This is a genomic window from Aestuariirhabdus haliotis, from assembly GCF_023509475.1.
Classification (GTDB): domain Bacteria; phylum Pseudomonadota; class Gammaproteobacteria; order Pseudomonadales; family Aestuariirhabdaceae; genus Aestuariirhabdus; species Aestuariirhabdus haliotis.
The window spans coordinates 1-26,137 of record NZ_JAKSDZ010000043.1; the positions used below are offsets into that span (position 1 = coordinate 1).

Genomic DNA, 26,137 nt, shown 5'->3' on the forward strand with positions numbered 1-26,137 from the left:
GTTCAGGTCTCGACATGAACGGCGAGCTTCGCCTTGATAAAAACCATTTTAGGATCCGCAGAGATCTATCCGAATTAATCAGAGGTGCCTTAATGCTGTTCGATGAGCCTGCAAGTTAAGGTCGCGTATACGACATTGTCCGCGTTGGCTTTTACGTATAATCGCCGCCCGTAAAGGACAATTCTAAATAACAATTCGATACGGAGTGTTGCTAATGCAATCCCTGGTTGATTCCCTCAACGGTTTTATCTGGAGCCCCGCGCTCATTTACCTGTGCCTTGGCGCGGGTCTGTTTTTTTCGATCATTACTCGTTTCGTACAGGTTCGTCATTTTGGTGAAATGTGGCGCCTGCTGTTTTCTGGTAAAGAATCCTCTAAAGGTATCTCCTCTTTTCAGGCGCTTGCGGTTTCGCTGTCCGGACGTGTCGGCACCGGTAACATTGCCGGGGTTGCCGCGGCTATCGGTTTTGGTGGCCCGGGTGCTGTGTTCTGGATGTGGGTGGTTGCCTTTCTTGGTGCTGCGACGGCTTATATAGAATCGACGCTGGCCCAGATCTATAAAGAGGAACAAGAGGGGCAATACCGAGGTGGTCCCGCCTATTACATCGAAAAAGCGATGGGGCAGAAATGGTATGCCTGGATCTTTGCCATCGCGACCATCTTTGCGGTGGGTGTATTGCTGCCCGGCGTGCAATCGAACAGCATCGGTAATGCGGTCGAATTGGCCTTCGGCCCGGGTCAGATGATCGACACGGCGATGGGTACGCTTAGCTTCGCCAAAATTCTTACCGGCACTGTCGTCGTGCTGGTGCTGGGCTTTATCATCTTTGGTGGGGTTAAGCGGATTGCTCACTTCACTCAATTTGTCGTGCCTTTTATGGCCTTGGCCTACATTATTATCGCCTGCGTGATCATTGCCCTCAATATTGGTGAGGTGCCCGGCATTATCGGCATGATTATAAGCGACGCCTTCACGCCGATGGCAGGCTTGGGGGCGGCCATTGGTTGGGGTGTGAAACGTGGCGTTTATTCTAATGAAGCCGGTCAGGGAACTGGCCCCCATGCGGCGGCGGCGGCGGAAGTTCAGCACCCTGCCCAGCAAGGTTTGGTACAGGCATTTTCCGTGTACATCGATACCCTGTTTGTTTGTACGGCAACGGCCCTGATGATCCTCATTACCGGTGCTTACAATGTACACGGCGCGGGTGACGCCTTCCTGGTGCAGAACATTGCGGCGGATATTGCCGCGAACAGCCCCGCCTATACGCAGACGGCGGTGGAATCGGTGTTGCCGGGAGTGGGCAAGCCTTTCGTGGCTCTGGCGCTGTTCTTTTTCTCTTTTACCACCATTCTGGCGTACTACTATATTGCCGAAACCAATGTCGCCTACCTCAAGCGGACCTTGCATATTCCCGGTCTGACCTTCGTTTTGAAGATCGTACTGATGGCGTCCACATTTTACGGCGCAGTAAAGACCGCTGACCTTGCCTGGGGCATGGGTGATGTCGGGGTTGGTTTGATGGCCTGGTTAAACATTATCGGTATCCTGATCATCTTCTTTATGGCGCGTCCTGCGGTTAAAGCCTTGAAAGATTACGAACGTCAGCAAAAAGAAGGTGTTAGCGAGTACCGCTTTGATCCCGAGCAGCTGGGAATTGAAAAAGCTGACTTTTGGGTGAAGCGTAACGCCAAAAAGTAAACGCCCGATAGTCTGGGTGACTAAAAAGCCATACTTGGGTATGGCTTTTTTATGCGTGGGTTTTGCCATTAACCGACAAGTCATTGGCAAGGCGGGTGGGTTAATGCACTATACTCGATGACTCGCCTTCAGGGTGGGGCTGCGCCATCTGAAGCTTCCTTGTTATGGCGTCAGTGTTTATCCAGTTCGCCTCTATATCTCAGGTCAGGAAGACTTTTCAGGAGAGATTGTGCCAGCCATTGTTTCTGTTAATCAGCTAAGTAAAACCTATGAATCGGGCTTTAGCGCCCTTACCGACATCAGTCTTGATATTCAGCGCGGCGAAATTTTTGCCCTGCTAGGGCCGAACGGTGCGGGTAAGACAACCCTGATCAGTATCGTGTGTGGGATCGTGAATCCCAGTCAGGGCGAGGTGCTGGCGGATGGCCACGATATAGTGCGCGATTATCGCAGCGCGCGAAGCAAGATCGGTCTGGTGCCCCAGGAGCTGAGTACGGACTCTTTCGAAAGTGTGTGGGCCACGGTCACGTTCAGTCGAGGCCTGTTTGGCAAGTCGCCGAACGATGCTTATATAGAGCAGATCCTGCGCCAACTATCGTTGTGGGATAAGCGGCACAGTCAGCTTCGCGAACTCTCCGGTGGTATGAAACGTCGGGTCATGATCGCCAAGGCGCTGTCTCACGAACCGGAAATTCTGTTCCTGGATGAGCCGACGGCGGGAGTCGATGTCGAACTGCGCCGGGATATGTGGAATATGGTGCGGGAGCTGCGCGAACGCGGTGTGACTATTATCCTTACCACTCATTATATTGAAGAAGCCGAGGAGATGGCCGATCGTATCGGTGTGATCAACAAGGGACAGTTGATCCTGGTGGAAGATAAAAAGACCCTGATGTCCAAGCTGGGTAAAAAAGAGTTGCGGGTGTTCTTGCAAACGCCATTGAAAGCCATTCCGACCACGTTGGAAAGCTATCAACTAGAGCTTTGTGACGATGGCCATGCGCTGGTTTACAAGTATGACACCCAGAAGACAGAAACGGGCATCGCCGAGTTGTTGCGAAGCTTGAGCGAGCAGGGTCTGGAAGTGAAGGATTTGCATTCGAGTGAAAGCTCGCTGGAAGAAATTTTCGTCAGTCTGGTAAGGGAGAACTAGGATGAATATTCATGGAATACGAGCAATCTATATGTTTGAAATGGCTCGTGCCTGGCGCACCCTGATGCAAAGTATCGCCTCTCCTGTACTCTCAACCACGCTGTATTTTGTCGTGTTTGGCACCGCGATCGGCAATCGCATGGGTAATATCGATGGTATCAGCTATGGTGCCTTTATTATTCCCGGTCTGGTGATGTTATCGCTACTGGGTGAAAGTATATCCAATGCATCATTCGGCATTTTCTTTCCCAAGTTCTCCGGCACCATCTATGAAGTGCTGTCGGCGCCAGTCTCTCCCTTTGAAATTGTCACCGGTTATGTTGGCGCTGCGGCAACCAAATCCATCCTGCTGGGTATTCTGATCCTGCTGACCGCGCGCCTGTTTGTTGATTACCACATCCAGCATCCGTTCTGGATGCTGACGTTCCTGGTCTTGACGGCAGTGACCTTCAGTCTGTTTGGCTTTGTGATTGGTATCTGGGCGGATGACTTTCAGAAGTTGCAGATCATTCCCCTGATGGTGATCACGCCGCTGACATTTCTTGGTGGGGCGTTCTATTCGATCAGTATGCTGCCTGAGCCCTGGCAGACCCTGACATTGTTTAATCCGGTGGTTTATCTGATCAGCGGTTTCCGCTGGGCCTTTTATGGTGTGGCCGACGTTAACCTGGCGCTGAGCCTGGGCATGACATTGCTGTTCCTGTTGTTATGCCTGACCGCTGTCTGGTGGATTTTTCGCACGGGTTACCGCATTAAATCCTGATGAAAACAGTGATTTCGAAAGCACCGCTCGAGTTTTTCTAAGGGTCTTTGTCGAGCGGTGAGGCGTCAGGCATGGTATCCATGACGACCTCCGCCACCTCATCAGAATATTCGGGCGCCACGGAAGAAATTTGTGAAATAAGCTGCTCCGCTTCTTCCTGAGTCTGATCTTCTCCGCGATCGGCTGGGCGCACGGCGTCGTATTCTTCGGCCATAACCTGGGCGTAATATTCGGCGACTTCAACGGCGGATTCAGGGGCTGCTTCCACGGCGATACGCGCCATTTTTAATCGCAATTCGGGCATGGAACTGCCAATCTGACGTGCTATTTCTACCACCTGATCCGGCATATGTTTGGCCAGTTGCGAGACCAGCTTATGGGCGCGTTCGGGCTTGGCCTTTACTACGGAGAGAGTCACATCCAGTGCCTGGTCAGGCACTTCGTCGAGTAATATCCGGTAAAAGCGCAGGGCATCGATACCATCGGCCGACGCTACGGCTTCGGTGATTTCTGAACTGCTTTCCACGCCGGTTTGAGCCGCGGCCAGCGCCATTTTGACACCGGCGCCGGGGTCGGCGTCGGCAATTTCGCTGGCCAGCATGGCCTCATCGCTGGGCGGGAGTTCCGGTTCCGAGTATTCGGTACGTGGATCCAGATCCGTAGGCAGTGCACCGGTGTTGGATAGCATCACCATCTGTTCTTGATCTTCCACCGGCAACGCCTGGCTGACCAGCATGCGATAGATAACGAACAGGCAGAGCAACACCTGGATGGCGACAAGGAACCTGAACAGGGCACTTGCGTCAAGCAGGCTCATCGCCAGAGACGCTGAATAAGGACCTATCATGCCACCGGCCGAGAAGGCCAGGATAAGGCAGCTCATGGCCGAAACCATTTCGCTGGTACGTAACTTGTCGAACACCTCGGCCACGCCAATCGGATACAGGCAGGAAATAATTCCGGCGCTGATTCCGGTGGCTATGGCGGCGGGCCAAAACAGTGCGCTTTGGGCAAAGAGATTGACACTGAGCGCAAGACTGACGGAGGTAACAAGAATCACAAGCAACACCGAGCGTCGATCGAAGCGGTCTGCCAGAAAGCCGATCGGTAGCTGTAACAGCAAACCTCCCATAATGGCCGAGCCCATGTAGAGGGATAGATCAAGGCCGGTAATGTCATAGCTATTGGCGTAAACCGGCAACATATTAAACATGGCGGCGTGGCACATTCCGGCCAGAAAACAGGTGAGTAATCCAAGGGGGGAGCGTCGCCCCAGGGTTGCCAGAGACATCGGTTCCACCTCCTCAACCAGAGGCCCGCTGTTGCGACTCAGCACGACAGGAATAATGGATGAAGTCAGTAAAATACCCGCGACAATGAACAGCAGATTGCTGGCCGGGCTGTACAGGCCAATGGCGAATTGGCCCAGAAACAAGCCGACCAGCATCACCACCTGATAGAACGCCAATACCTTGCCCCGGTTATGCTCGGTAGCACTTTCGCTCAGCCAGCTTTCCATCGCGCAATACGCACAGGCATTACAGAAGCCGATGACAATACGCATGGCGCCCCAAAGTGTGCCGTCGGTATACAGGCTGCAAATCAAAATACTGACGGAAGCAATCGCCAGGCAGCCGCCAAACATTCGGATATGTCCGGCGCGGCGGATTAACTGTCGCGCATAAAGGCTGCCCAGTAGCATGCCGACAAAATAGAGCGACAGGATCAAACCGATGGCATCCGTGTCCATCGCTTCCAGCTCCATTCGTACCGGTAGCAGAATATTAATCAGGCCGTTGCCCAGCATCATAATAAAACAGCTGACTAATAGTGGGGCCAGAGGGGTCAGGGTTCGTCGCAAGGGGAATCCTTAGATAGTTGAGCTATTTAACCAAGCCGGTGACCTGAACTTTTAGTATACAGGGCTGTGGGGAGAGGCGGCGCTTGTTTCTAAGGCTGTGCATGATTCTTGACGATTGTGAGCAAGGCGTTTGGTTTTACTCTGGCATTATCACGGCAATTGATATCACAGGGAGTTAGTCAATAAATGCTGGTGTTGACGAGGCCTGTGGCTGTCAATAAATTTTGAGCAAAAATTCAAGATTAATACAAATGTTTGAAATATATGGTTTTTTAATTTTGCGACGTAAACGCTTGGTTTTGATCAAAAAGAAATCGAACCAATTAAATCTATGAAAAATAATTATATAGTTTGATCAAAAACTGATCGTACTTGGTGGTTTAAGGCAATAAATGTGATCCCTCTCTCGCTAAACTGAGTATGAATATTGGCCGTTGTGTTAATTAATTTGCACGGTGGCCGATACATAATAAAAGCATGAGAACGCTGCCTGATGAGTTGGGTCGACGGGTTGGGCTGCAAGAAGCAAGAATTAAAGGGAGACGTGTGATGAAGTCTGTGAGCCTTAAACACAAGTTTGCGCTAGGTGCGGGCAGTATTTGTGCCGTTCTATTGTTAGCGCTGTATCTGCTGATGAGTAACATTGCCAGCAGCTCCATTACCTCGCTGGTGGAAGGGGATCTTAACTATCGTGGCCAGTCGGTATCGACGGAGCTGTCGGACTGGTTCCAGCGCAAATTCGATACCATTCGTGCCGTAAAGGAACAGGTGGAAAAAATCGGCATAGACTCCGATAAATTTCGTGCCCTGCTGGCCGGTTCAACATCGGGCCAGGAATTTCTCGATGTGTATTTAGGTTTTGAGGATGGCGATTTCTATTTTACTGATCAGGCCACCGAAGAAAAATTCAAGGCCGCCAACAGCTATCCGGTTCGCGAACGAGGTTGGTACAAACAATCCAAACGCGAACAAAGCTTGCAGGTGACCGAGCCCTATACCGATGCCAATACCGGTAATCTGGTGATAACCATTACCATGCCGATCATTCGTGATGGAGGTTTTTTTGGTGTGGCTGCGGGAGATATGACTCTGGAGCGGCTCAACAAGATTGTCGAGGCGCTTGATGTTCCCGGTGATGGTATCGCCTATTTGACCAATGATACCGGTTTGATCGTAGCCGCTGATGACACCTCTTTGTATCTGCAAAATATCTCAACCATTCATCCCGACCTTGGTAATAAAGCCACTAACATGGTTGAGCTGAACGAAGCGTCTATGTTTGTTATTCGCAGCGAGGTGGGTGACACCGGATGGGAGCTGATCATGTTGGCGCCTCGGGACGTGCTCTTTGCCGAGCTGGATCAAATGCAAACCCTGGGCATTACCTTCCTGGTATTGGCAATCATTATCATGGTCGTGCTGGTGATGGCCTATGTACATATTCAGATGAAACCCATTACGACGGTAGTAGAAGCGATCAAGGAGATTGCCGAGGGCGAGGGTGATTTAACCCGCAACCTGGAGCAAAACAGTAACGATGAGCTGGGTGAGCTGGCTGGCGCCTACAACCGCTTTATTGCCAGTCTGCGCACGTTGGTCACCGACATTCTGGATCCCATGAATCAGTTGCATACCTCAGCCGATACCTCGGCTTTGTTGGCGGATACCGCCGCCGACGGCTCGCAAAAACAGGTCAGCGCCATCGACAGTCTGGTCACGGCTATGAATGAGATGAGTGCTACGGCTCAGGATGTTGCCAAGAACATTGCCGAGACGGCACAGTTCTCCGAGCAGGCGACCGATTCCACCCATACCGGTGAGGTGGAGGTGGAGCGCACCAAGAATGTTATCGACAGCCTCAATGTGCAGATGAACAGCGCCACGGAAATAATCCATCAGTTGCGCGACCAGAGTGAGAATATCAATGAGGTGATCTCGGTGATCAGCAGTATCTCGGACCAGACCAACTTGCTGGCCCTGAACGCATCCATAGAGGCGGCTCGAGCTGGCGAGGCGGGTCGAGGTTTCGCCGTAGTCGCCGATGAGGTGCGCAGTCTGGCGTCACGTACCCAGGAGTCCACCACGGAAATTCGGGCCATTATTGAACGCCTGCAGAGCGACTCCAATAATGCCGTGGGTATGATGGATAAGTCCAAACAGATGGCGGAAGAGGCCACCACCCAGGCCGATCTGGCCAAGAACGAGTTGGGTGAGGTCGTGCGCAGCGTTTCCGAAATCGCATCCATGGCAACCCAGATTGCCAGTGCCGCAGAAGAGCAATCGGCGGTATCGGAAGAGATTAACCGTCATATTATGGGCATTAGCGACATTGCCCGTGAGGCGCATAACGGGGCCGAGCAAGCGCAGAACGAATCCAGCGAGATTCGTAATCTGGCCGATACCGTGGCGACAGCCCTGGGGCGTTTTAAAGTGTAAAAGTTGATTGTTGTGCTTTGGGTTCGGGCTGATAAGGTTCGGGCCCTTTTTTTTGCTATGACGCTGAAGGTGAGATCAAATTTAGATTTTACAGTCAGCGTATTCGGAGGTTGTAATTCATCCGATGACTATGGTCTAGGGAGTACCGCCTGAAATTGAAGGTCGTATGTTTAGAGAGTTGGGCTTCACTATCAAATACGAGCGTCCTGAAGAGGGGTTTGCTTATCTAATCCTCGATGGCGTAGATCTGAGGCTTGAGGAGGTTGCCGGTAATAACCGTAAATGGATGGCTGGTGAACCAGAGATTCCACTGGATTGTGGTGTTAATCTCCAATAGGACGTGATAGATATAGAATTCCTGTACAGAAACGTAAGCGTCAACTTTCCTGGCAATATCTATTTGGTCTTGGAGTCTAACCCTTATCAATGCGGTGACTCTTTAGCAACTCAAAAGTAATTTTTTATTCCAAATTCGGATGGATATTTGTTCCGATTTTGTCAGGAAATATTTTTATATAACTCATTTGGCGAAGCCTATGATTCGTTGGTGATGAGTTTTCTTTCAAGGTTTTATTTTGTCATGGTTTATTTGTTTCTGGCTTGAGTCTAAGGAAGTATTAAGCCAATTATTTAAATTTCAACTTTAAGGAAAGAAATGAGATTTTTTCTACTGTTTTGTGGTTTTGTTATTTTATCGTTTCAGGTGGCGCTTACCTACGCCTGGGTAGAAACACCAATGCTAAGGATGTTTATAGATACTTTTAATGGTTTGTATGAGGGGGGCATACCGGTCTGGAGTAATATGGCTTTTTCATGGGGTAAGTGGTGGTATTTTACGGCGGCCATGTTGTTGGTAGCGCTAGTGTATGGATTTGTTATCAAAAGACCGGTTTCTTCTTTGTTAATCCTTGTTCTGGCCTCTTTCTTATCCGTAGCTTCTATGCTGTATGCCATGTACCCCATTCATCTGATGATGCAGGTTAGTATCTAGGGCACCTCTGAATGAATCAGAGGTGCCCTAGTCCATATCTTGCTATGAGTACCTTGGGCTGCCTCCGCGCACTTTCTAATTGGCCAGCGGTGTCTTTAGCTCTTCAATCGCCTGGTGTTGGGTTAGAAACACTTGGCCATTAAGCTGTTCTAAAAAATCGGTTTTTTGCAGAAAATCCATCACCGGCCCTTTAACTTCGCTGAGGTTGAAGCTCAGGTTTTGCTCACCCAGTCGCTCGTTGACCGACTCCAGTACTTCCAGCGCGCTCATATCGATTTCGTTCACAGCAGGGCACATCAGGATGATATGTTCGACATCCTGGTTGTCAGCAATCAAGCCGTAGATGCTGTCTTCCAGGTAGGCGGCGTTGGCGAAATACAGACTTTCATCGACTCGCAGCGAAATGATATTCGGGTGGGTCACGACGTCGTGGCGTTTTACGTTGCGGAAGTGCTCGGTGCCGGGTACTTCTCCCACCACGGCCATATGAGGGCGCGAGGTGCGATACAGATGAATCGCTATCGAGACCACAACGCCGCTCAAGACCCCTCGCTCGACCCCAAAAAACAAAGTGATAGCAATGGTGATTGCCAGACCGTAAAAGTCGGAACGGGAGCAGTGCCAGGCGTGGCGGATGGAAGAAAAATCAACCAGCGACAGGACCGCCACAATGATAGCCGCCGCCAGAGTCGCCTGGGGTAAGTAATACAGGTAAGGGGTCAGAAACAGAGCGACGGCGGTGATGCCAAGAGCCGTCAGGATGCTGGCTGCGGGGGTTTCGGCACCGGCATCGAAGTTGACCACCGAGCGGGAAAAACCGCCAGTGACGGGAAATCCGGCGGAGACAGCGGAGGCCACATTGGCGCTGCCAAGGCCGATCAGTTCCTGATTAGGGTCGATCCGTTGGCGTCGTTTGGCGGCCAATGTCTTGCCGACCGATACCGATTCGACGTAACCAATGGTGGAAATTAACAGGGCCGAGGTGGCCAGGCTGGACCAGAGCTCAAAGGAGAAATCCGGTAGTTGCAGCGAGGGTAAGCCTTGCGGAACCGTACCCACAATAGCGACGCCCTGGGCGGCAAAGTCGAACAGATAGGCGGCGACTGTTGTCGCAATCACCACGAAAACGGGGCCGGCCTTAACCAGCTTGTCCGCCAGGTTGTCACCGATGCCGAGTTTCATCAGCGTGGGTTTCAGGTATGTACGAGCCCAGAACAAAAATAACAGCGCCGAAATGCCGACGCCGCAAGTTAGCGGGTTAACCTGGCCCAGTTGTGCAAACAACGTGTGGCCCAGTTCCAGCACGTTGTCACCCTGGGCCTGAATGCCCAGGATATGTTTCAGTTGGCCCAGAGCGATGATAATGCCCGAAGCAGTAATAAAGCCGGCGACCACCGGGTGGGAAAGAAAGTTGGCCAGAAAGCCGAAGCGCAACAAGCCCATCAGAATCAGCATCAGTCCGGACAGCAGCGCCAGAATAATCGCGGCGTTTATGTAGTCGATGGTGCCGGCGTCGCTAAACTTGGAGATCGCCGTTGCCGTCATCAGGGAGACAACGGCTACCGGCCCCACCGACAGGGTGCGGCTGGTGCCGAAGATGGCGTAGGCGATCAGCGGCAAAATGCTGGCATACAACCCCATTTCCGGCGGCACCCCAGCCAGCATGGCATAAGCCAGCGATTGCGGGATTAGCATAACCGTCACAATAATCGCCGCGATCAGATCGCGGGAAAAAATCCCGCGATTATAGCCATGACTCCACTGCAGAATTGGCAGGTAACGCTGCCAGGATGCCGGGCGTATATCAGGCATTGGCTTTGGTGGGTTTAACCATCCACTCCTTTCCTTTTAGCATGGCTTTCCAGTACACCGGTGGTAGCAGTTTCTCTTTCAGCAACCAGGCGGTGTAGCTGGGCTGGGTGCCATCAATCAGCCAGCGCGGGAAGCTGGGTAGCAATTTGCCGCCGTAACCAAATTCGGCCAGGACGATTTTTCCGCGCTCTACCGTCAGCGGACAGGAGCCGTAACCATTATAGTGGCTCACGCCACGGCCCAGCCCCAGATCCTCCAGCACGTTATTGGCCACGATCGGGGCTTGCATGCGTGCCGCCGCTGCCGTTTTTGCGTTGGGTGCATTCATTACATCACCCAGCGACCAGATGTTGTCAAATGTTTTGTGGCGCAACGTATTTTGATCCACGTCGACCCAGCCGGCAGAATCCGCCAGTGGGCTGGATTTGATAAAGTCCGGTGCGCATTGTGGTGGGCAGACATGAATCATATCGAATTCACGGGAGACCTGTTCCACCTTGCCGTCAGTATCGGTTCGGTCGAACCAGGCGGTACGATTTTCACCGTCGATACGGGTCAGGTTATGGCTGAATTTCAGTTGCGCGTTGTACTTCTCGACATAGGACATTAACGCCGGTACATAGTCCTTGACGCCAAAGAGTACGCCACCGGCATTGTAGAATTCGATCTCGATATTGTTGATGCAGTTTGTGCGATACCAGTGGTCCGCCGACAGATACATGGCTTTCTGTGGCGCCCCTGCGCACTTGATGGGCATGGGTGGCTGGGTGAACAGCGCCCGACCGGACTTCAGGTTTTTCACCAGCTCCCAGGTGTAGGGTGCCATGTCGAAACGATAGTTGGAGGTGACGCCGTGCTGGCCAAGGTTTTCCGCCAGGCCTTCGATGCCATGCCAATCCAGTTTGATGCCGGGAGCCACGACCAGGCGCTGGTAGTAAACGGGTTGGCAATTTTCCAGGGTCACCCGGCTGTTATCGGGTTCGAAGGCGGCGACGGCGGCCTTGATCCAGGTGACGCCGGAGGGAATCAATGAAGCCATGGTTTTTACTGTTTGCTGGCGATCAAAAATACCGCCGCCGACCATGGTCCAGCCCGGCTGATAATAATGTACCTCGGCCGGATCAATAATGGCGACCGAGACCTCTTTGTGTCGAGACAGCAGGCTGGAAGCCACGGCGATGCCCGCCGCGCCGCCACCGATAATGACTATGTCGTAGCGTTGCTGGGAGCGTTCGTCGACCGCTTTGCTGGCAGGACTCTGGTAATTACCCATGCGTTTGACGGCGTTGCTCATGTCGTATCCGGCGCTGCGGGCGGCTGATAATATTTCGCTGGCTTTCATCCCCGAACGACCTTGCGCCAGTGACCACAAGGTCATGCTGCGGTTGCCGGTACGGCAATAGGCCAATACCGGTTTACGTGCCTGTTCCAGTGCCTGGTGAAAATCACTCACATCTTCCTCGGATACCTTACCGGACAGTACGGGCAAGTAAACAAAGTCCAGTTGCAGATCTTCGGCCATCTGCGCCACTTCATTCATGTTGGGTTGATCCGAACCTTCACCGTCGGGGCGGTTACAAATAATGGTTTTGATGCCAGAGGCGGCGATGGCGGCGATTTCGCCGGTAAAAATCTGTCCTGCAACGGAAAAGTCAGCGGTTACCTTTTTGATGTCCATTTTATTATCCTTTCAGGTTGGCTGGTTCGGGTCGCTTGCTGAGCGACCCCATAAGGTAGCGAGTAAAACAGAGTCCTTTTAAGAGAAGGCGTTGATCGGCAGTTTTAAAAATGCCAGGCCATTGCTTTCGGGTGCCGGTAAATGGCCGCCGCGCATATTCACTTGCAGGGAAGGCAGGATCAGGTGTGGCATGCCCAGGGTGTTGTCGCGTGTCTCTCGCATCGAGACGAAGTCGCCTTCGCTCACGCCCTGGTGCACATGAATGTTGCTTTCCCGTTCAGCGGCGACCGTCGTTTCGTATTCCACGGCGCGACCGTTGGGGCAGTAATCGTGGCACATAAAGAGTCGGGTCTGGTCGGGCAGGCTGAGCAGGCGATGGATTGACTGGTACAGCACACGAGCATCGCCGCCGGGGAAATCGGCCCGGGCGGTGCCGCCGTCGGGCATAAACAATGTGTCGCCCACAAAGACTGCGTCGCCGATGACATAACTCATGCAGGCGGGCGTGTGACCCGGAGTGTGCATTGCATGGCACGTCATCTGGCCTATATCAAAGCGGTCGCCGTCACTGAAGAGTTGGTCGAACTGGGAGCCGTCCCGGGCAAACTCGGTGCCCTCGTTAAAAATTTTGCCGAAGGTTTCCTGTACGACGCAAATGTTTTGCCCGATTCCCAGCTGGCCTTGCAAGCGCTCCTGCAGGTAGGGAGCGGCCGATAAGTGGTCGGCGTGCACATGGGTTTCCAGAATCCACTGCAGATCCAGATTGTGCTTCACGATGTAGTCGATGATCTGGTCGGCGCCGTCGAAGCTAATGCTGCCCGAGGCGTAGTCGAAGTTCATTACCGAATCGACCACCGCGCAGCCATTGCTGTCGGGGTCTTTGACGATATAAGAGAAAGTGTTGGTCGGCTCGTCAAAAAAGGGTACGACCTGGGGGCAAGTATTGGTGTCTACGGAAATCGTCTCGGGATTGTTCATATCGTCTCTCTCTTTTAATTATTCTTTTGCCCATGAGCGTGCGAGCCTCGAATAGCAAGGGGTGCCGCCAGGTCAAGTTGGGCGCCATGGGCCCGGGTTGTGTAGGTATGGGTAGCGAGATATATGCCAAAACGGTCAGAAATTGTCCGAAGAGCTTAACCAGTTGATTTTTATCAACTAAAAAATGCTGAAAGCTACGCCTTGTCGGCTGTGCCTTGAGCTTGCTCTTAGTCTGTGCCAAATTTGGCATCAATAAAGACAAAAATGGCAGAGGGCTAAGAGATGCAGATCATCGCCAGAGATACCGATCAGGGTATTGCGCGCATGCTGGATGGTTACGAATACCCGGCCATTTTGGTGACGGCGGAGTACCGGATTCTGGCGACCAACGAGCTGTACCGGAAAACTTTTGGTGAAATAGAGCCGGGCGATGGGGCGCGCTGTTATCAGGTGTCCCATGGTTATGACAGGCCTTGCGATCAGGCGGGAGAGGATTGCCCGTTGGCGGCGGCGCAGGCCTCTGGGCAAAAAGAGCGGGTGCTACATATTCATCAGACGCCTCGGGGTAAGGAGCATGTCGATGTAGAGTTGCTCCCCATTCGTGATGAGCAGGACCGGCTGAAGTATTTTGTCGAGCTGCTCAAGCCGGTGCCGATTGCCAGCACAACCTCCAGCATGCAGGCTCTGACTGGCTCCAGTCCGGCCTTTAACAAGATGCTTGAATTGATCTCTCGTGTGGGGCCTAGCGAGGCCTCGGTAGTGTTGCTGGGAGAGTCGGGTACGGGTAAAGAGCTGGCGGCCCATGCCTTGCACCAGATCAGTCCGCGCGCCGACAAGCCGTTGGTTACGCTGGAGTGTTCCGGTCTCACCGAAACCCTGTTTGAAAGCGAGCTGTTTGGTCATATCAAGGGTGCCTTTACTGGGGCCAATTATACTCGGCAGGGGCTGGCGGAGGCGGTGGATGGCGGCACCTTTTTTTTGGATGAGGTGGGGGATATTCCCTACCCCCTGCAGGTCAAGCTGTTGCGATTGATAGAAACCGGCACCTATCGGCCTGTGGGCAGCAGTCAAATAAAGCGCACCGATTTCCGTTTGATCTGTGCGACCCATAAGAATCTGTGGCAGATGGTGGAGGAAGGTAGCTTTCGGGAGGATCTCTATTACCGCATCAACCTGTTCCCGATTCATGTGCCGCCCCTGGATGAGCGAGTCGAAGACATTCCGCAGATTGCCCAATCGTTGTTGGAGCAGCTCTCGGGTGCGAAAAAATATCATCTGACCCAGTCGGCTATGCGCCAGCTCAGTCGTCATCGATACAAAGGTAATATCCGTGAGCTGAAAAATATTCTGTCGTGCGCTACGGTGCTGGCCAACACCAATGTGATCGATCACAGCATCATTGGCGACTGTCTGGAAATCCATCGCAGCAGCCAGAGAATGTCAGAAGCCCCTCTCGACCTTAAGTCCATGGAGCGCAACTACTTGCAGCGCCTGATGCGGGTTTACGATAACGATAAGAAGCGGGTCGCGGAAGTTGCTGGCATAAGTGTGAGATCCTTGTACCGAAAATTGCAGGAAACGCTGGAGTCTGAGGAATCCAGTGGCGTTTTGTTGAATAAATAAATATAGGGTTTCTCTTGAGAGTGAACGTCATGAAACATGAAGTAATTGTATGATGGAAAAAATTCGACAATGGTTTGGCCAGCTTTTTGGCTTTGATGCAAAGGCTGAAGCGCTGCTATGGAGTGCTCATTGGTCTCGTATACTGCAGGATAAAGTTACCTTTTATCGTGCTTTGGATAAGGCAGATAAAGAGCTCTTTGAACAAAGAGTGTTGTTGTTTTTGCAATCCACTCGAATTGAGGCGGGTCAATTTGAGATCACTGATCAAGACCGGTTGCTGGTGGCGGCCAGTGCGATCATTCCGGTATGGGGTTTTCCTAAATGGCATTACTTTAATTTGGCGGCGGTCTATTTGTTACCCGCCGCCTTTAATGATCGCTTTGAGTGTGGTCAGCCCGATTCAGTGATCACGGGTATGGTTGGTACTGGACCTATGGCTGGAAAGATGGCGCTATGCCGATCAGCCTTGCATCAGGGATTTGATAACAGTAAGGATAAACAAAACGTCGGTATTCACGAGTTTGTTCATCTATTGGATATGGCCGATGGTGAATGCGATGGTTATCCCGAGCGGCTAAAAGAGCACGCCTTTTCGATTCCCTGGTTTGAACTGGTCGGGAAGAAAATCAAGGCCATAGAAAGTAACAATAGTAATATCAGGGAGTATGGTGCGACCAATCGTGCAGAGTTTTTTTCGGTCGCGTCTGAGTATTTTTTTGAGCGTCCAGGAATGATGCAGAAGAAACACCCTGAACTCTTCGATCAGCTTTCTAAAATTTATCAGCAGGATGTTGTGCATATTGCTAATGACATCAGGCCCAGAAAAAAGTCCCCTTGCCCCTGCGGTAGCAAGAAGCGATACAAGCACTGCTGTATGCCGGCGGATTGATATGTTGTGCCTTGGGCAACTCCAGTACAATAGAGCACAAAGTGTGTAACTAACCTGTTGCGTTAACAATAAGCAGATAAGGAAGTCAGATGGCCGGTGTAGGGCTTTTAGCATTACTCGATGATATTGCGGCGTTGCTTGATGATGTCGCTATGATGACCAAGGTGGCAGCCAGAAAGACGGCGGGCGTACTCGGGGACGACCTGGCGCTCAATGCTGAACAGGTGTCCGGCATTCGTGCCGAACGCGAATTGCCGGTGGTTTGGGCGGTAGCGAAGGGATCGGCCAAAAATAAATGTATTCTGGTACCGGCGGCGCTACTGATCAGCGCCGTAGCACCCTGGTTGATTACGCCCTTATTAATGCTTGGTGGGGCGTTTCTCTGCTATGAAGGGTTTGAGAAAGTAGCCCATAAATTACTGGCTCATGACGCGGACGAAGCTCGTCAAGAAAAGCTCAAAGCGCTAGCTGACCCGGCTGTGGATATGGTCGAGTTCGAAGCCAAAAAAATTAAAGGGGCTATACGCACTGACTTTATTCTATCGGCGGAAATCATCGTGATTGCCCTGGGCGTTGTGCAGGAACTCGGCCTTGCCACCCAGATCGGTGTGGTGGTGAGTATTGCCGTACTGGTTACCGTAGGGGTCTATGGTGTCGTGGCCGGGATTGTAAAGCTGGATGATGCGGGCCTCTATTTGATGGCGAACAAATCCCTCGGTTTTCAGGGCGATGTGGTGCGTTCACTGGGCCGGGGGATTCTGAGTTGTTGTCCCTATGTACTGAAAACCCTGACTCTCGTGGGTACCGCGGCGATGTTTCTGGTGGGTGGCGGTATTCTGGTCCACGGCTTACCGGGCAGTCATGCGGTTGTTCATTATGTCGAGCAGTTGGCGGCCAGTCTGCCTGTGGCCTCGGGGTTCATTTCTGCTATCACGCCCATTTTGGTTGATGGATTGGTCGGCATAGTCGCAGGAGGCCTTCTGGTATTGGCTGGGCTGTTGTCGCAAAAAGCTGTACAAGCGGTCAAGGGGTAATACACAGGCCAGCAATACTTGGACCTTCTGCCCATTGTATTGTGATTGCTGGCGCTGTTTAATCGGTGCAGGGTTACTTCAAAGCTGCCCAGCTGATAGAGCCGGGCGCGTGTCTGGTCGCCCGGATAGCCATAGAATAATAAGAGGGTATTTCGCCTATGGCGGCGTTAACCGATGAGTCGGTCACACAAGAGTCGCAGCCTGATCCACTGTCAGGCGCCCCGGCGCCTTATCGAATTTTGATTGCCGATGATCACCCTTTGTTTCGTGAAGCTCTGGTGGATTTGATGCAAACCCATTTTGCCGGTGCTGAGATTCTTCAGGCGCCCGACCTCGACAACGCCATGACGATCGCCACTGCGCGCGAAGACCTGGATCTTATACTCCTCGACCTGAATATGCCCGGCATGCAAGGGCTCAATGGGCTGGTGCGGCTGAGTAACGAATCTCCCACGATACCGGTGGTGATTATTTCGGCCGAAGAGGAGAAGAGTGTTGTTCTGCAAGCGATGACCTGCGGAGCGGTCGGATTTATCGTTAAATCCCTGTCCCGGGATGAGATTCTGTCAGCCCTGGATCTGGTGTTGGCGGGGCAGGTATATTTGCCATCGGATGTGATTCGTTCCTCGGCCAGTGGTTCGCGTCATCAGAACCGATCGTCCGGCCATCATGACAGCCAGGTTGACCTGTCGATGCTGAGTAGCCTAACTCGCAGGCAGTTGTTGGTACTGGAGCAACTGGCAACAGGCGATTCTAACAAACAGATTGCCTACAATCTGTCGATTACCGAGGCCACCGTAAAGGTTCATGTGTCTGCTATTTTGCGTAAGTTGCAGGTGACGAATCGTTTACAGGCGGTACTCTACGCTAGCCATATCGATTTTAGCCAACCGATAAAACGCTAGCCAAGGCTATAATCCCTCTTCAACTGCTGAATCAAGTAGATGACGAATCGTTACCTTGAGTTTGGCAGGGCGTACCGGCTTGGTCATCAGTTGATATTTTAAAGCGCGTACTTGCTGTTTTAGCTCGTTACTGTAGTTGGCGGTAATGATCAGTACCGGTGCTTGTATACCGTATTCTTGTGACAGTTTGTCGATTACTCGCAGCCCTGTGTCGCCCTCATCCAGATGGTAATCGGCGATGATCAGGTCTATCTCGGTAGCGGGCTTCAGTTGGGCTATCAGTTCATTGAAATTATGCCCGGTGATGACGGTAAATCCCCACCCCTCCAACAGTAATTTCATGGCCTGGCAAATCGAGGGTTCATTATCGATCACTAGAATCTGCTGCGGGCGAGAATCTGATGTTTGATGATGCTCGTTGGTGCCATTTATAGAAGCGATTGGCGCGCTAGATACATCCGAGTTTGTTTGGGGAAGCTCACCGTAGGGAATTCGTACGGAAAAGCAGGAGCCGACGCCTGGAGTCGAATGCACCGAAATTTCATGGCCGAGCATGGTGGCGATTTTGTCAACGATGGCGAGGCCAAGGCCTAACCCCCGATCCTGCGCTGAATGATCAGGGCTCAATCGATTGAACTCTTCGAAGATGGCCTGTTGCTGTTCCACTTCAATACCACTGCCGGTATCCCACACCTGGATCAGCAAGCCTTGTCGGGTGCGACGACACCCCATAACAATACGACCGCTGTCGGTATAACGTATAGCATTACTGAGAAAGTTTCTGAGGATTCGGGCGAGCAACTGACAGTCGGTAGCAATTATTGCCGTGCTGGGCACCCAATGAAAGTGAAGTTGGCTTTGGGCTGCCTGGGTACGAAATTCGTTGGCCAGGTTTCTAAGCAGATCGTTGGCACAGAAATTATTAATGTCGGGCTGAATGGCTCCGGCATCCAGCTTGGAAATGTCCACCAGGGCTGCGAGCAGAGTTTCTACATCGAGCAGAGAATAGTTGAGCGATTGCACCAGAGCCTGAGTTTTTGCACGCAGGGGATGTTCAAGCAGGGAAGCGGCAAATAAGCGTGCGGCATTCATCGGCTGAAGCAAGTCATGACTTGTGGCGGCGAGAAATTTTGTTTTTGAATGATTGGCCTGTTCGGCTTCTTTTTTTGCTTCCAGCAAGTGATGCTGAATGATTTTTCTTTCCCCGATCTCTTGCCGCAATTGTTCGTTAACCGTTGTGAGTGCGTCAGTTTGTTCTCTTACTTGTTCGGCCAGGAAGACCGCGTGTTCGAAATTGCCATAGGCACCTTGGTGAAGGCTTGGGCCTGCTTCAACCCGTTCGATGAGGGCCTTGTTGATGATCTTTAGTCGGGCGTTTTCCACCATGACTTGTTCAAGCTGCTGCTGCAAACTTTGCTGTCGCTTTTTTGTGTGTGGCGATTCCATGGATGAGGGCTTATCAGTGCTCATTGTCGGACCTGCCCAGTGCGACCCCGGTAAAGGTCTGGTTAAGGTGCATGCCGTTAAACTGTTCTCCGTAGGTATTAAAGCCGATCACATTGTATTGGCGTAAGACGGCTGACACCGATTCATTCAGGTCGCGCTCATCGGCCTCCAGGCGGCGAAAAATACAGTCGTATCCGATCACCAGTTGGGGCGCTCCGACCCGTCGAGTGATGTCGGTAAAGAGTTGCTTGAGCCCATTTACCAAATCACCGCACTGGGAGCGCGTCAATACGATGCCGTTTTCCACGGCGCAATAAAAGGTAAGGCTCAGGTCGTCGTTAACTTTTTGGATCGCCCGAGGGTAAAACGTGTCGCCGATTTTTACCGATAGGGGATTGAGGGCAAAGATACGGGAATTCAACTGATCGACGGATACATCGAGGGAGCGCGCATACTCTTCGGCGGCGGGGGCGGCGTTAAACTCGATAACCCGGCGTTTGTTAATGTCGGCTGCGGTTATCACCAGTTTTTCGTTGGTGCTTTGCAAATGATCGATGCTGAATACCTCAAAGCTGCAGCGGCTGTTGAGCAATAATAAAATGGCAGCATCGGAATGAAATTTCCCCTCGTAATAGACCTGAGTGTCATTGAAATGAAGATCGTCTCCGGCAGAGCCACCCAGTAGGGGAATGCTGCCCAAGTGAGCGTTCAAAACGGTGAGTAGTTGTTCCTCTCGAACGGATAATCCATCCAGCAGGGTCAGGGCAAAGGAGTTGCCTGCAAGGGGAGCCACTTGGCGTCGCCGGCAGCGATCGAGCATGCCGTGCACCAGGGATTGGGCATCCAGAAAGCTGAAGTCGGACAGGTTGTTGACTAACGAAGCCTCAATAGTGAAGTCTTTGGCGTTGAAAGCAATGGCAGTAATGCTGCCTCGGGTATAGCCTTGTGAGCAGAGTTCACCGGCAGTCGTACAACCCACCAGTGGGATGTCATCAAATTGCTTCTGTAGCGCCAGGGACAAAGCCCCAAGATCATATTCGGTCGAGCAAAAAAATAACACCATGCCCAGCGGCTCTACCGCCAATTCTCGGTACAGGTGCTCAACGGCAGTGGTGACATCATTGTGATGGCTTTGGCTGTAGCGAACGGCGATACCTGATTCGTCTGATGTTATTGGCGGTGTGGCCAATCTCTGGTCTCCTTGAGAAAAGAGTTCATTGTCTGATGCTAACCTCATTTTTATATCCCAATAGGCGCTGGAAGGAAACAGCAACTCTATTAGCCATGTAACGAACAGATCCGGTTTGGATACCTGGAATGATGGGCACAAAAAAACCTGGCCGTGGCGACCAGGTATGGCAATGGGACCATGAATGCAGAGCGACTCCGGGTTACAGAGTAGCGCTCTCAGGGAAGAGTTGCCTTAATCAGAATGGTCTGAGGGTTCTCCCTGACATCCTTGTCGAAGAGAACAGGGTAGCCGCCAAGCTTTGGTTGGCTAGGCGAGGTTAGAAAAAGCCCAGCGGGCTGGTGTTATAGCTGACCAGCAGGTTTTTGGTTTGCTGGTAGTGATCGAGCATCATCTTGTGGTTCTCTCGGCCTACGCCGGATTTTTTATAACCACCAAATGCCGAATGGGCTGGGTAAGCGTGATAACAATTGGTCCAGACACGGCCGGCTTCCAGTGCCCGTCCGACCCGATATGCGCGATTCATATCGCGAGTCCAGAGGCCCGCGCCCAGACCAAATTCGGAATCATTGGCAATGGCGATGGCATCGGCTTCGTCCTTAAAAGTGGTGACGCTGATGACCGGACCGAAGATCTCTTCCTGGAACACACGCATGGAATTGTCACCCTTGAAGATGGTGGGTTCGATGTAGAAACCGCCACCGAGTTTATCGTCCAGCTTGGCCATATTGCCGCCGACCAGCACTTCGGCACCTTCCTGCTTGCCGATTTCCAGATAGGTCATGATGCGATCGAACTGTTCCTGGGAAACCTGGGCACCGACCATGGTTTCGGTATCCAGGGGGTTGCCCCGCTTGATCTGACTGATGCGGTCGATCACCAGGGCAATAAACCGGTCATAGATCGATTCCTGCACCAGCAGGCGTGATGGACAGGTACAAACCTCTCCCTGGTTGAAAAATGCCAGTACGGCCCCTTCTACACACTTGCTCAGGTAATCCTCTTCGTAATCCATGACGTCTTCGAAGTAGAGGTTGGGGGACTTGCCACCCAGTTCGACCGTAGAAGGAATAATATTCTCGGCCGCACATTTCATGATATGGCTACCCACCGGGGTGGAACCGGTAAAGGCCACCTTGCTGATACGCTTGCTGGTGGCCAGGGCTTCGCCCACTTCTTCGCCAAAGCCCTGCACCACGTTGAGTACGCCGGCGGGCAGCAGGTCGCCAATAATTTCTACCAGCAACATGATCGACATAGGGGTTTGTTCGGCGGGCTTAAGTATTACGCAGTTACCAGTAGCCAGGGCGGGGGCCAGTTTCCAGGCCGCCATCAGTAGGGGAAAGTTCCAGGGAATGATTTGTCCCACCACCCCAAGCGGTTCGTGGAAATGATAGGTGGCGGTGTGTTCGTCCAGCTCGGCCGCACTGCCTTCCTGGGAGCGGATGCAGCCAGCAAAATAACGGAAGTGATCTGCTGCCAGAGGGACATCGGCTGCCAGAGTTTCTCGGACACCCTTGCCGTTATCCCAGGCATCGGTAACTGCCAGGCGCTCCAGGTTCTCCTCGATACGGTCGGCAATTTTAAGCAGAATATTGGACCGTTCGGTGACTGAGGTTTTGCCCCAGGCGTTTTTGGCTGCATGAGCTGCGTCTAGCGCGAGTTCAATGTCGGCAGCGCTGGAACGAGGGATTTCGGCAATGACTTCACCGGTGACCGGGGTGGTATTGGTGAAGTACTGGCCTTCGACTGGGGCAATAAATTCACCGCCAATGTAGTTGCCATAGCGTTCTTTGAAGGAGATGAGGGAGCCTTCGGAACCGGGATTTGCGTAAATCATATTGGAGTACCTTGTGTCTTTTTATTGTTGTGGGCAGGTGCTGCGTGCCGCGCTATAGGGATCCATATCAGTCTGAACCTGGTGCGATCAGTCAAGCAGGATCGGGAGTCAACTTCAGGTTACGAAGAGGTCGCAAAAGGAGACATAGTACTTTGGCGGCAGAAATCTAACGCTTTAGTCGAAGATAAAGGGGGTGAAGCTATTCGACTTTAGTGAAAACCAGCGCCGAGTTTGTAGACCCCTGATCAAGGGTTGGGTAATGTGAATTAACTACTAGGATGGATTCTTTAACTGTTTATATCTATTGGAGATAATAAGGCAGTTCTTTATTTCAAGGAAGCCAAATAAAAAACTCAGGTGTGCTTTATGAGTCAAGAGCGACGGTTTTCTGAAGAAGAGATTTTGCTTTCTACCACCGATTTAGACAGTCGGATTAAATACGCCAATAAACATTTTTGTGACATCGCGGGTTATACCCTGGAGGAGATGGTCGGCAATCCGCACAATATGGTTCGTCATGCGGATATGCCCAAAGCGGCCTTTAAAGACCTATGGTCTTTTATCCAGTCGGGCAGTTCCTGGATGGGCCCGGTCAAAAACCGTTGCAAAAACGGTGATTATTATTGGGTGAACGCCTTTGTCACACCGATCAGAAATGAAGAAGGCAAGGTCCATGAATATCAGTCGGTCCGAACCTGCCCTGACCGAGTAGTTGTAGACCGAGCCGAGAAAGTCTACCAACAGCTCAATGCTGGACGGGCGCCGTTGGCCTTGAAGTATCGAACGGATGCAACCCTCTGGGTGTTTGTCGCTTTGTGGCTGCTAAGCCTGTTGTCGTTATCGTCGTTGTTGGTGTCGAGCCCGCTTTGGTTGAGTCTGCCGATGGCTCTGATCTCGTTGTCAGCAACGGCTATTTACGGCCTGTGGCGGCAAAAGTACAGGCATGTTGTTAACGAGGCTAAATCGATTTTTAACAATCCGTTAATGAGCTATCTGTACTCAGGCAATAACGACGATATAGGCTCGGTTAATCTGGCAATACAGATGCGCAGGGCGGAATTGAATGCCATCGTGGGACGGGTGGGAGATGATTCCGCCGCCATTACCGAAACAGCGTTAATGTCGGCCCAGCGTGGTTCGGACGTGGAACAGATACTCACCGACCAGAAGAGTGAAACTGACCAGGTGGCGACCGCCATAAATCAGATGTCGGCGACCATTCAAGAGATAGCTCAGGTTGTGACCCGAGCCTCCGGCGCCGCCCAGCAGGGCCTGGATATCAGCCAACAAAGTCAGGGAGTGGTGTCCAAAACCATTGAATCCATACACGAACTGTCGGGCCAGTTAACGGAAGTGGAGAAGGCGATCACTCGATTGATCAATGGCAGTAATACCATTGGTACCGTGCTGGGTGAGATCAGTAGCATTGCCGACCAAACCAATCTGTTGGCATTGAATGCAGCGATTGAGGCGGCCCGAGCCGGGGAGCAAGGGCGTGGTTTTGCTGTGGTGGCCGAAGAGGTTCGAGCGTTGGCGATGCGTTCCCAACAGTCGACTGAAGAGATCGGCAAATTACTCAGCCAATTGCGGGTTGAATCGGATGCGGCCACCAAAGCCATGTCAAAAGGAAATGAACTGTCCCAGTCCTGTGTCAGTTTTGCCGGAGAAACCGAGCAATCCTTGCAGAATATTTCCACCGAGGTTACTGAACTGGCCGATCTCAGTGCGCAAATTGCGACTGCGGTGGAAGAGCAGTCTGTGGTGGCAGAACAGGTTAACCAGAATATCGTTTCTATCAGTGATATGTCATCCAAGAGTGAAGAGCATAGTCAGGAAGCCGTTGCACTGAGTCAGGGACTGCTGAACCGTTTGAATGACCAACATAGTCTGGTCAATCAGTTTAGAAGCTAATCATTATAGGTAGAGTATGGCCTCAATCCATACTCTGCCGCCTGATCTTTCCGGCTGCTTTAATACAAATTTCATAGGTGATTTTAGAGTCCGTCAAAGCAAAATTCCCTGGATTAAGACAATGCCATTAAACGCTATCAAGATAATAACTTGTGCTAGGGTTAGTGGGTCGAACCCGAAAAAGCCAAGAGGAAACCTATGGATTCGGAGCAGGCCACAGACTCGGTTTTTAAGCGCTTACTGAATAGGGCTAGCAATAACCGATTACTGGTTATTGTTCTATTGGTGCTGGGTTATGTCTATCCCCTGGGCTGTTATCTGATGTGGCGGGGTAAACACTTTAACCGCAATATTCGCTGGGCTGTAACAGCGCTTATGATCGTAAGATTTGTGGTGGTACTGCTGTTAACCAGCCAATCTGGCAACATACAATCGGAGGATGGGTATTATGAGAGCTCTGGTTGTAGCGAAGTGTTGGTAGAGGGGAATTGTACCTATTATCGGGATTCAAACTGTGCCGTGATTGCTCGCCACTGCGAATAAACTAGTGGGCCGACAGGATGTGGTTATTGATTGGTACGTCGATTATTTTTCATGTTTACAATCGCCTTAGGAAGGAATTATGCCAATAACGGGAGAATGCTTTTGTGGCAGCATTCGGTATCAGGTTGAGGGTGAGCTAAGAGATGCACGATCCTGCCACTGCTCTCGCTGCCGAAAAGCCTTTAGTTCTCAGGCATCCGCTTATGCCCTGATCGATGCGGACCGTTTTACATGGTTGCAGGGCGAAGAGCTACTTAGTCGCTATAACTCCCAGCAAGATTTTGGTCTGCAGTTTTGTCGTCGATGTGGGTCTACCTTATGCGGCACTTATAAAGGCGCTGTGCACGGGGTAACCCTGGGTTGCGTCAACGGCGATCCCAAGGTAGCCATTGGCTATCATATCTTCGTGGGATCCAGGGCGTCCTGGGAAATAATGCCGGATGGGGTCGTCGCTTACGATGAGAGTGCACCGCAGGATTAGAACCAGTAGCTTTCTTGTTAAAGTGACTGAAGGGCGCAGCAATTAAAAAAACCGGCCAAAAGAAAATCCAGTGGCCGGTGATTATTCATGTGTTCACTGTTAATGACTAATGGAGCCGTCTAGCTCATCAGGAAGTTCGGCATTGTCTTCAGCAGGGAATAGCGCCAGATCTCGCACGTTTTTCTGTGCGGCTATGGCGGCAAATAAGCTGAGTGTGAAGGACATGGCATAGAAACCTTTTTCGCTAAGTTCCAGGGTGGCATTCCAGAGGCCAACGCTGAGCAGTAGTATTGAGGCAGCCAGAGATACCGTACAGAGTGTATAGTAAATGCCAGTCACGGGAAGCCCTTCAATTTTATCCCGTACCGTTTTTTGCAACGAGACGGCTGAAAATAAACCGAACATAAGAATGGTCAGATAGTAGCCTTTTTCATTCAGCTCCATATTGGCGTTCCATAAACCCAACAGGTAGGCTGCAACTCCTACACCCAAGGCTGCCCAGGAGGCACCGACAAAGGCGGGAGTAGGTTTGCTGATGGTGTTATTTGTCATTTTTAAACTCCTTTTTGGGGATAAGCTTGTGCGTACGATGCAATTCCATAGTGCATCTAATATCCCGTTATTCTGTTCATAATTTTTGGCGTTTTCGGATCGCCAAAAATTTAACAACGTTCGTTTGCATGAAATCTAACACTGTAATTTATTAGTGCTCGGTCAGCACTGGAACCTTTATGCCAGCTCGCCAGTCTGTTGTACAAATCTATTAGGTGTCCATTGCGAGTGGTTTTGTAACATTAAGGCACCTTTGATTAATGCGAATGTGCTCTGGCTTACAGGCGAATTCAGAGTCGCGGCACGCCTTTGCCGTAAGGTCGAGACCTTTCAAGAAGGCGTAACAAAGAGTC

The 26,137-nt window shown here is 51.6% G+C and carries 21 protein-coding genes; 13 read left to right on the plus strand and 8 right to left on the minus strand.

Translation table 11 applies throughout. The features are described from left to right. Window positions 1–214: 214 nt before the first annotated feature. The 3 genes from MIB40_RS16390 (at window position 215) to MIB40_RS16400 (ending at window position 3,615) form a co-directional block, all read left to right on the plus strand. Window positions 215–1,699 (plus strand): alanine/glycine:cation symporter family protein, encoded by a 1,485-nt coding sequence (locus tag MIB40_RS16390; RefSeq protein WP_249696488.1) that lies wholly within the window; start codon window positions 215–217, stop codon window positions 1,697–1,699. A gap of 229 nt (window positions 1,700–1,928) precedes the next feature. Further along, complete coding sequence (locus tag MIB40_RS16395) at window positions 1,929–2,852, plus strand: ABC transporter ATP-binding protein (protein ID WP_249696490.1); 924 nt, start codon at window positions 1,929–1,931, stop codon at window positions 2,850–2,852. 1 nt (window position 2,853) lies between these two features. Further along, entirely contained in the window at window positions 2,854–3,615 is a 762-nt protein-coding gene (locus MIB40_RS16400; RefSeq protein WP_249696491.1) for an ABC transporter permease, read from the plus strand. 37 nt (window positions 3,616–3,652) lie between these two features. On the opposite strand, the gene MIB40_RS16405 is transcribed toward MIB40_RS16400, so the two are convergent. Then, window positions 3,653–5,476: an MFS transporter gene (locus MIB40_RS16405; RefSeq protein ID WP_249696494.1), complete on the minus strand. Its 1,824-nt coding sequence runs from the start codon at window positions 5,474–5,476 to the stop codon at window positions 3,653–3,655. A 549-nt stretch (window positions 5,477–6,025) separates the two neighbouring features. On the opposite strand from MIB40_RS16405, the gene MIB40_RS16410 reads away from it, so the two are divergent. The 3 genes from MIB40_RS16410 (at window position 6,026) to MIB40_RS16420 (ending at window position 8,903) form a co-directional block, all read left to right on the plus strand. Continuing rightward, window positions 6,026–7,912 (plus strand): methyl-accepting chemotaxis protein, encoded by a 1,887-nt coding sequence (locus MIB40_RS16410; protein ID WP_249696497.1) that lies wholly within the window; start codon window positions 6,026–6,028, stop codon window positions 7,910–7,912. Window positions 7,913–8,078: 166 nt separating this feature from the next. Further along, on the plus strand, window positions 8,079–8,249 hold the full coding sequence (locus tag MIB40_RS16415) for a VOC family protein (RefSeq protein WP_249696499.1): 171 nt from the start codon (window positions 8,079–8,081) through the stop codon (window positions 8,247–8,249). Between the two features lie 318 nt (window positions 8,250–8,567). Then, window positions 8,568–8,903 carry a hypothetical protein gene (locus MIB40_RS16420; RefSeq protein ID WP_249696502.1) on the plus strand — a complete coding sequence of 112 codons (336 nt, stop codon included), beginning with the start codon at window positions 8,568–8,570 and terminating at the stop codon, window positions 8,901–8,903. A gap of 75 nt (window positions 8,904–8,978) precedes the next feature. Here MIB40_RS16420 and MIB40_RS16425 read toward each other — a convergent pair whose 3' ends face one another. The 3 genes from MIB40_RS16425 to MIB40_RS16435 all read right to left on the minus strand — a co-directional run bounded on the left by MIB40_RS16425 (window position 8,979) and on the right by MIB40_RS16435 (window position 13,371). After that, the gene (locus tag MIB40_RS16425; RefSeq protein WP_249696504.1) at window positions 8,979–10,715 is read right to left on the minus strand and encodes a SulP family inorganic anion transporter; all 1,737 of its coding nucleotides are present in this window, start codon (window positions 10,713–10,715) and stop codon (window positions 8,979–8,981) included. Next, window positions 10,708–12,393, minus strand: a complete 1,686-nt coding sequence (locus tag MIB40_RS16430; RefSeq protein ID WP_249696506.1) for a bifunctional protein tyrosine phosphatase family protein/NAD(P)/FAD-dependent oxidoreductase — start codon at window positions 12,391–12,393, stop codon at window positions 10,708–10,710. The genes MIB40_RS16425 and MIB40_RS16430 overlap by 8 nt, the downstream gene beginning before the upstream one ends. A gap of 78 nt (window positions 12,394–12,471) precedes the next feature. Continuing rightward, on the minus strand, window positions 12,472–13,371 hold the full coding sequence (locus MIB40_RS16435) for an MBL fold metallo-hydrolase (protein WP_249696508.1): 900 nt from the start codon (window positions 13,369–13,371) through the stop codon (window positions 12,472–12,474). Between the two features lie 282 nt (window positions 13,372–13,653). Here MIB40_RS16435 and MIB40_RS16440 point away from each other — a divergent pair, with 282 nt between their 5' ends. The 4 genes from MIB40_RS16440 to MIB40_RS16455 all read left to right on the plus strand — a co-directional run bounded on the left by MIB40_RS16440 (window position 13,654) and on the right by MIB40_RS16455 (window position 17,822). Continuing rightward, window positions 13,654–14,994, plus strand: coding sequence for a sigma-54 interaction domain-containing protein (locus tag MIB40_RS16440; protein WP_249696510.1), 1,341 nt, complete (start codon window positions 13,654–13,656; stop codon window positions 14,992–14,994). A 49-nt stretch (window positions 14,995–15,043) separates the two neighbouring features. Continuing rightward, window positions 15,044–15,883 (plus strand): M90 family metallopeptidase, encoded by an 840-nt coding sequence (locus tag MIB40_RS16445; RefSeq protein WP_249696512.1) that lies wholly within the window; start codon window positions 15,044–15,046, stop codon window positions 15,881–15,883. Window positions 15,884–15,972: 89 nt separating this feature from the next. After that, window positions 15,973–16,917 (plus strand): DUF808 domain-containing protein, encoded by a 945-nt coding sequence (locus MIB40_RS16450; RefSeq protein ID WP_249696514.1) that lies wholly within the window; start codon window positions 15,973–15,975, stop codon window positions 16,915–16,917. 158 nt (window positions 16,918–17,075) lie between these two features. Next, window positions 17,076–17,822 carry a response regulator gene (locus MIB40_RS16455; RefSeq protein ID WP_264758606.1) on the plus strand — a complete coding sequence of 249 codons (747 nt, stop codon included), beginning with the start codon at window positions 17,076–17,078 and terminating at the stop codon, window positions 17,820–17,822. A gap of 6 nt (window positions 17,823–17,828) precedes the next feature. On the opposite strand, the gene MIB40_RS16460 is transcribed toward MIB40_RS16455, so the two are convergent. The 3 genes from MIB40_RS16460 to exaC all read right to left on the minus strand — a co-directional run bounded on the left by MIB40_RS16460 (window position 17,829) and on the right by exaC (window position 22,297). Then, window positions 17,829–19,292, minus strand: a complete 1,464-nt coding sequence (locus MIB40_RS16460; RefSeq protein WP_249696516.1) for an ATP-binding response regulator — start codon at window positions 19,290–19,292, stop codon at window positions 17,829–17,831. Then, window positions 19,282–20,505: a nitric oxide-sensing protein NosP gene (gene nosP / locus MIB40_RS16465; RefSeq protein WP_249696518.1), complete on the minus strand. Its 1,224-nt coding sequence runs from the start codon at window positions 20,503–20,505 to the stop codon at window positions 19,282–19,284. The genes MIB40_RS16460 and nosP overlap by 11 nt, the downstream gene beginning before the upstream one ends. A 271-nt stretch (window positions 20,506–20,776) precedes the next feature. Continuing rightward, window positions 20,777–22,297 (minus strand): acetaldehyde dehydrogenase ExaC, encoded by a 1,521-nt coding sequence (gene exaC / locus MIB40_RS16470; protein ID WP_249696520.1) that lies wholly within the window; start codon window positions 22,295–22,297, stop codon window positions 20,777–20,779. Between the two features lie 366 nt (window positions 22,298–22,663). Here exaC and MIB40_RS16475 point away from each other — a divergent pair, with 366 nt between their 5' ends. The 3 genes from MIB40_RS16475 (at window position 22,664) to MIB40_RS16485 (ending at window position 25,232) form a co-directional block, all read left to right on the plus strand. After that, window positions 22,664–24,208 carry a methyl-accepting chemotaxis protein gene (locus MIB40_RS16475; RefSeq protein WP_249696521.1) on the plus strand — a complete coding sequence of 515 codons (1,545 nt, stop codon included), beginning with the start codon at window positions 22,664–22,666 and terminating at the stop codon, window positions 24,206–24,208. A gap of 198 nt (window positions 24,209–24,406) precedes the next feature. Beyond that, window positions 24,407–24,751 (plus strand): hypothetical protein, encoded by a 345-nt coding sequence (locus tag MIB40_RS16480; RefSeq protein ID WP_249696523.1) that lies wholly within the window; start codon window positions 24,407–24,409, stop codon window positions 24,749–24,751. A 79-nt stretch (window positions 24,752–24,830) separates the two neighbouring features. Then, window positions 24,831–25,232 carry a GFA family protein gene (locus MIB40_RS16485; RefSeq protein ID WP_249696525.1) on the plus strand — a complete coding sequence of 134 codons (402 nt, stop codon included), beginning with the start codon at window positions 24,831–24,833 and terminating at the stop codon, window positions 25,230–25,232. Window positions 25,233–25,331: 99 nt separating this feature from the next. Here the strand turns inward: MIB40_RS16485 and yiaA are convergent, their stop codons facing one another. Continuing rightward, window positions 25,332–25,784: an inner membrane protein YiaA gene (gene yiaA, locus MIB40_RS16490; RefSeq protein WP_249696527.1), complete on the minus strand. Its 453-nt coding sequence runs from the start codon at window positions 25,782–25,784 to the stop codon at window positions 25,332–25,334. Window positions 25,785–26,137 lie beyond the last annotated feature (353 nt).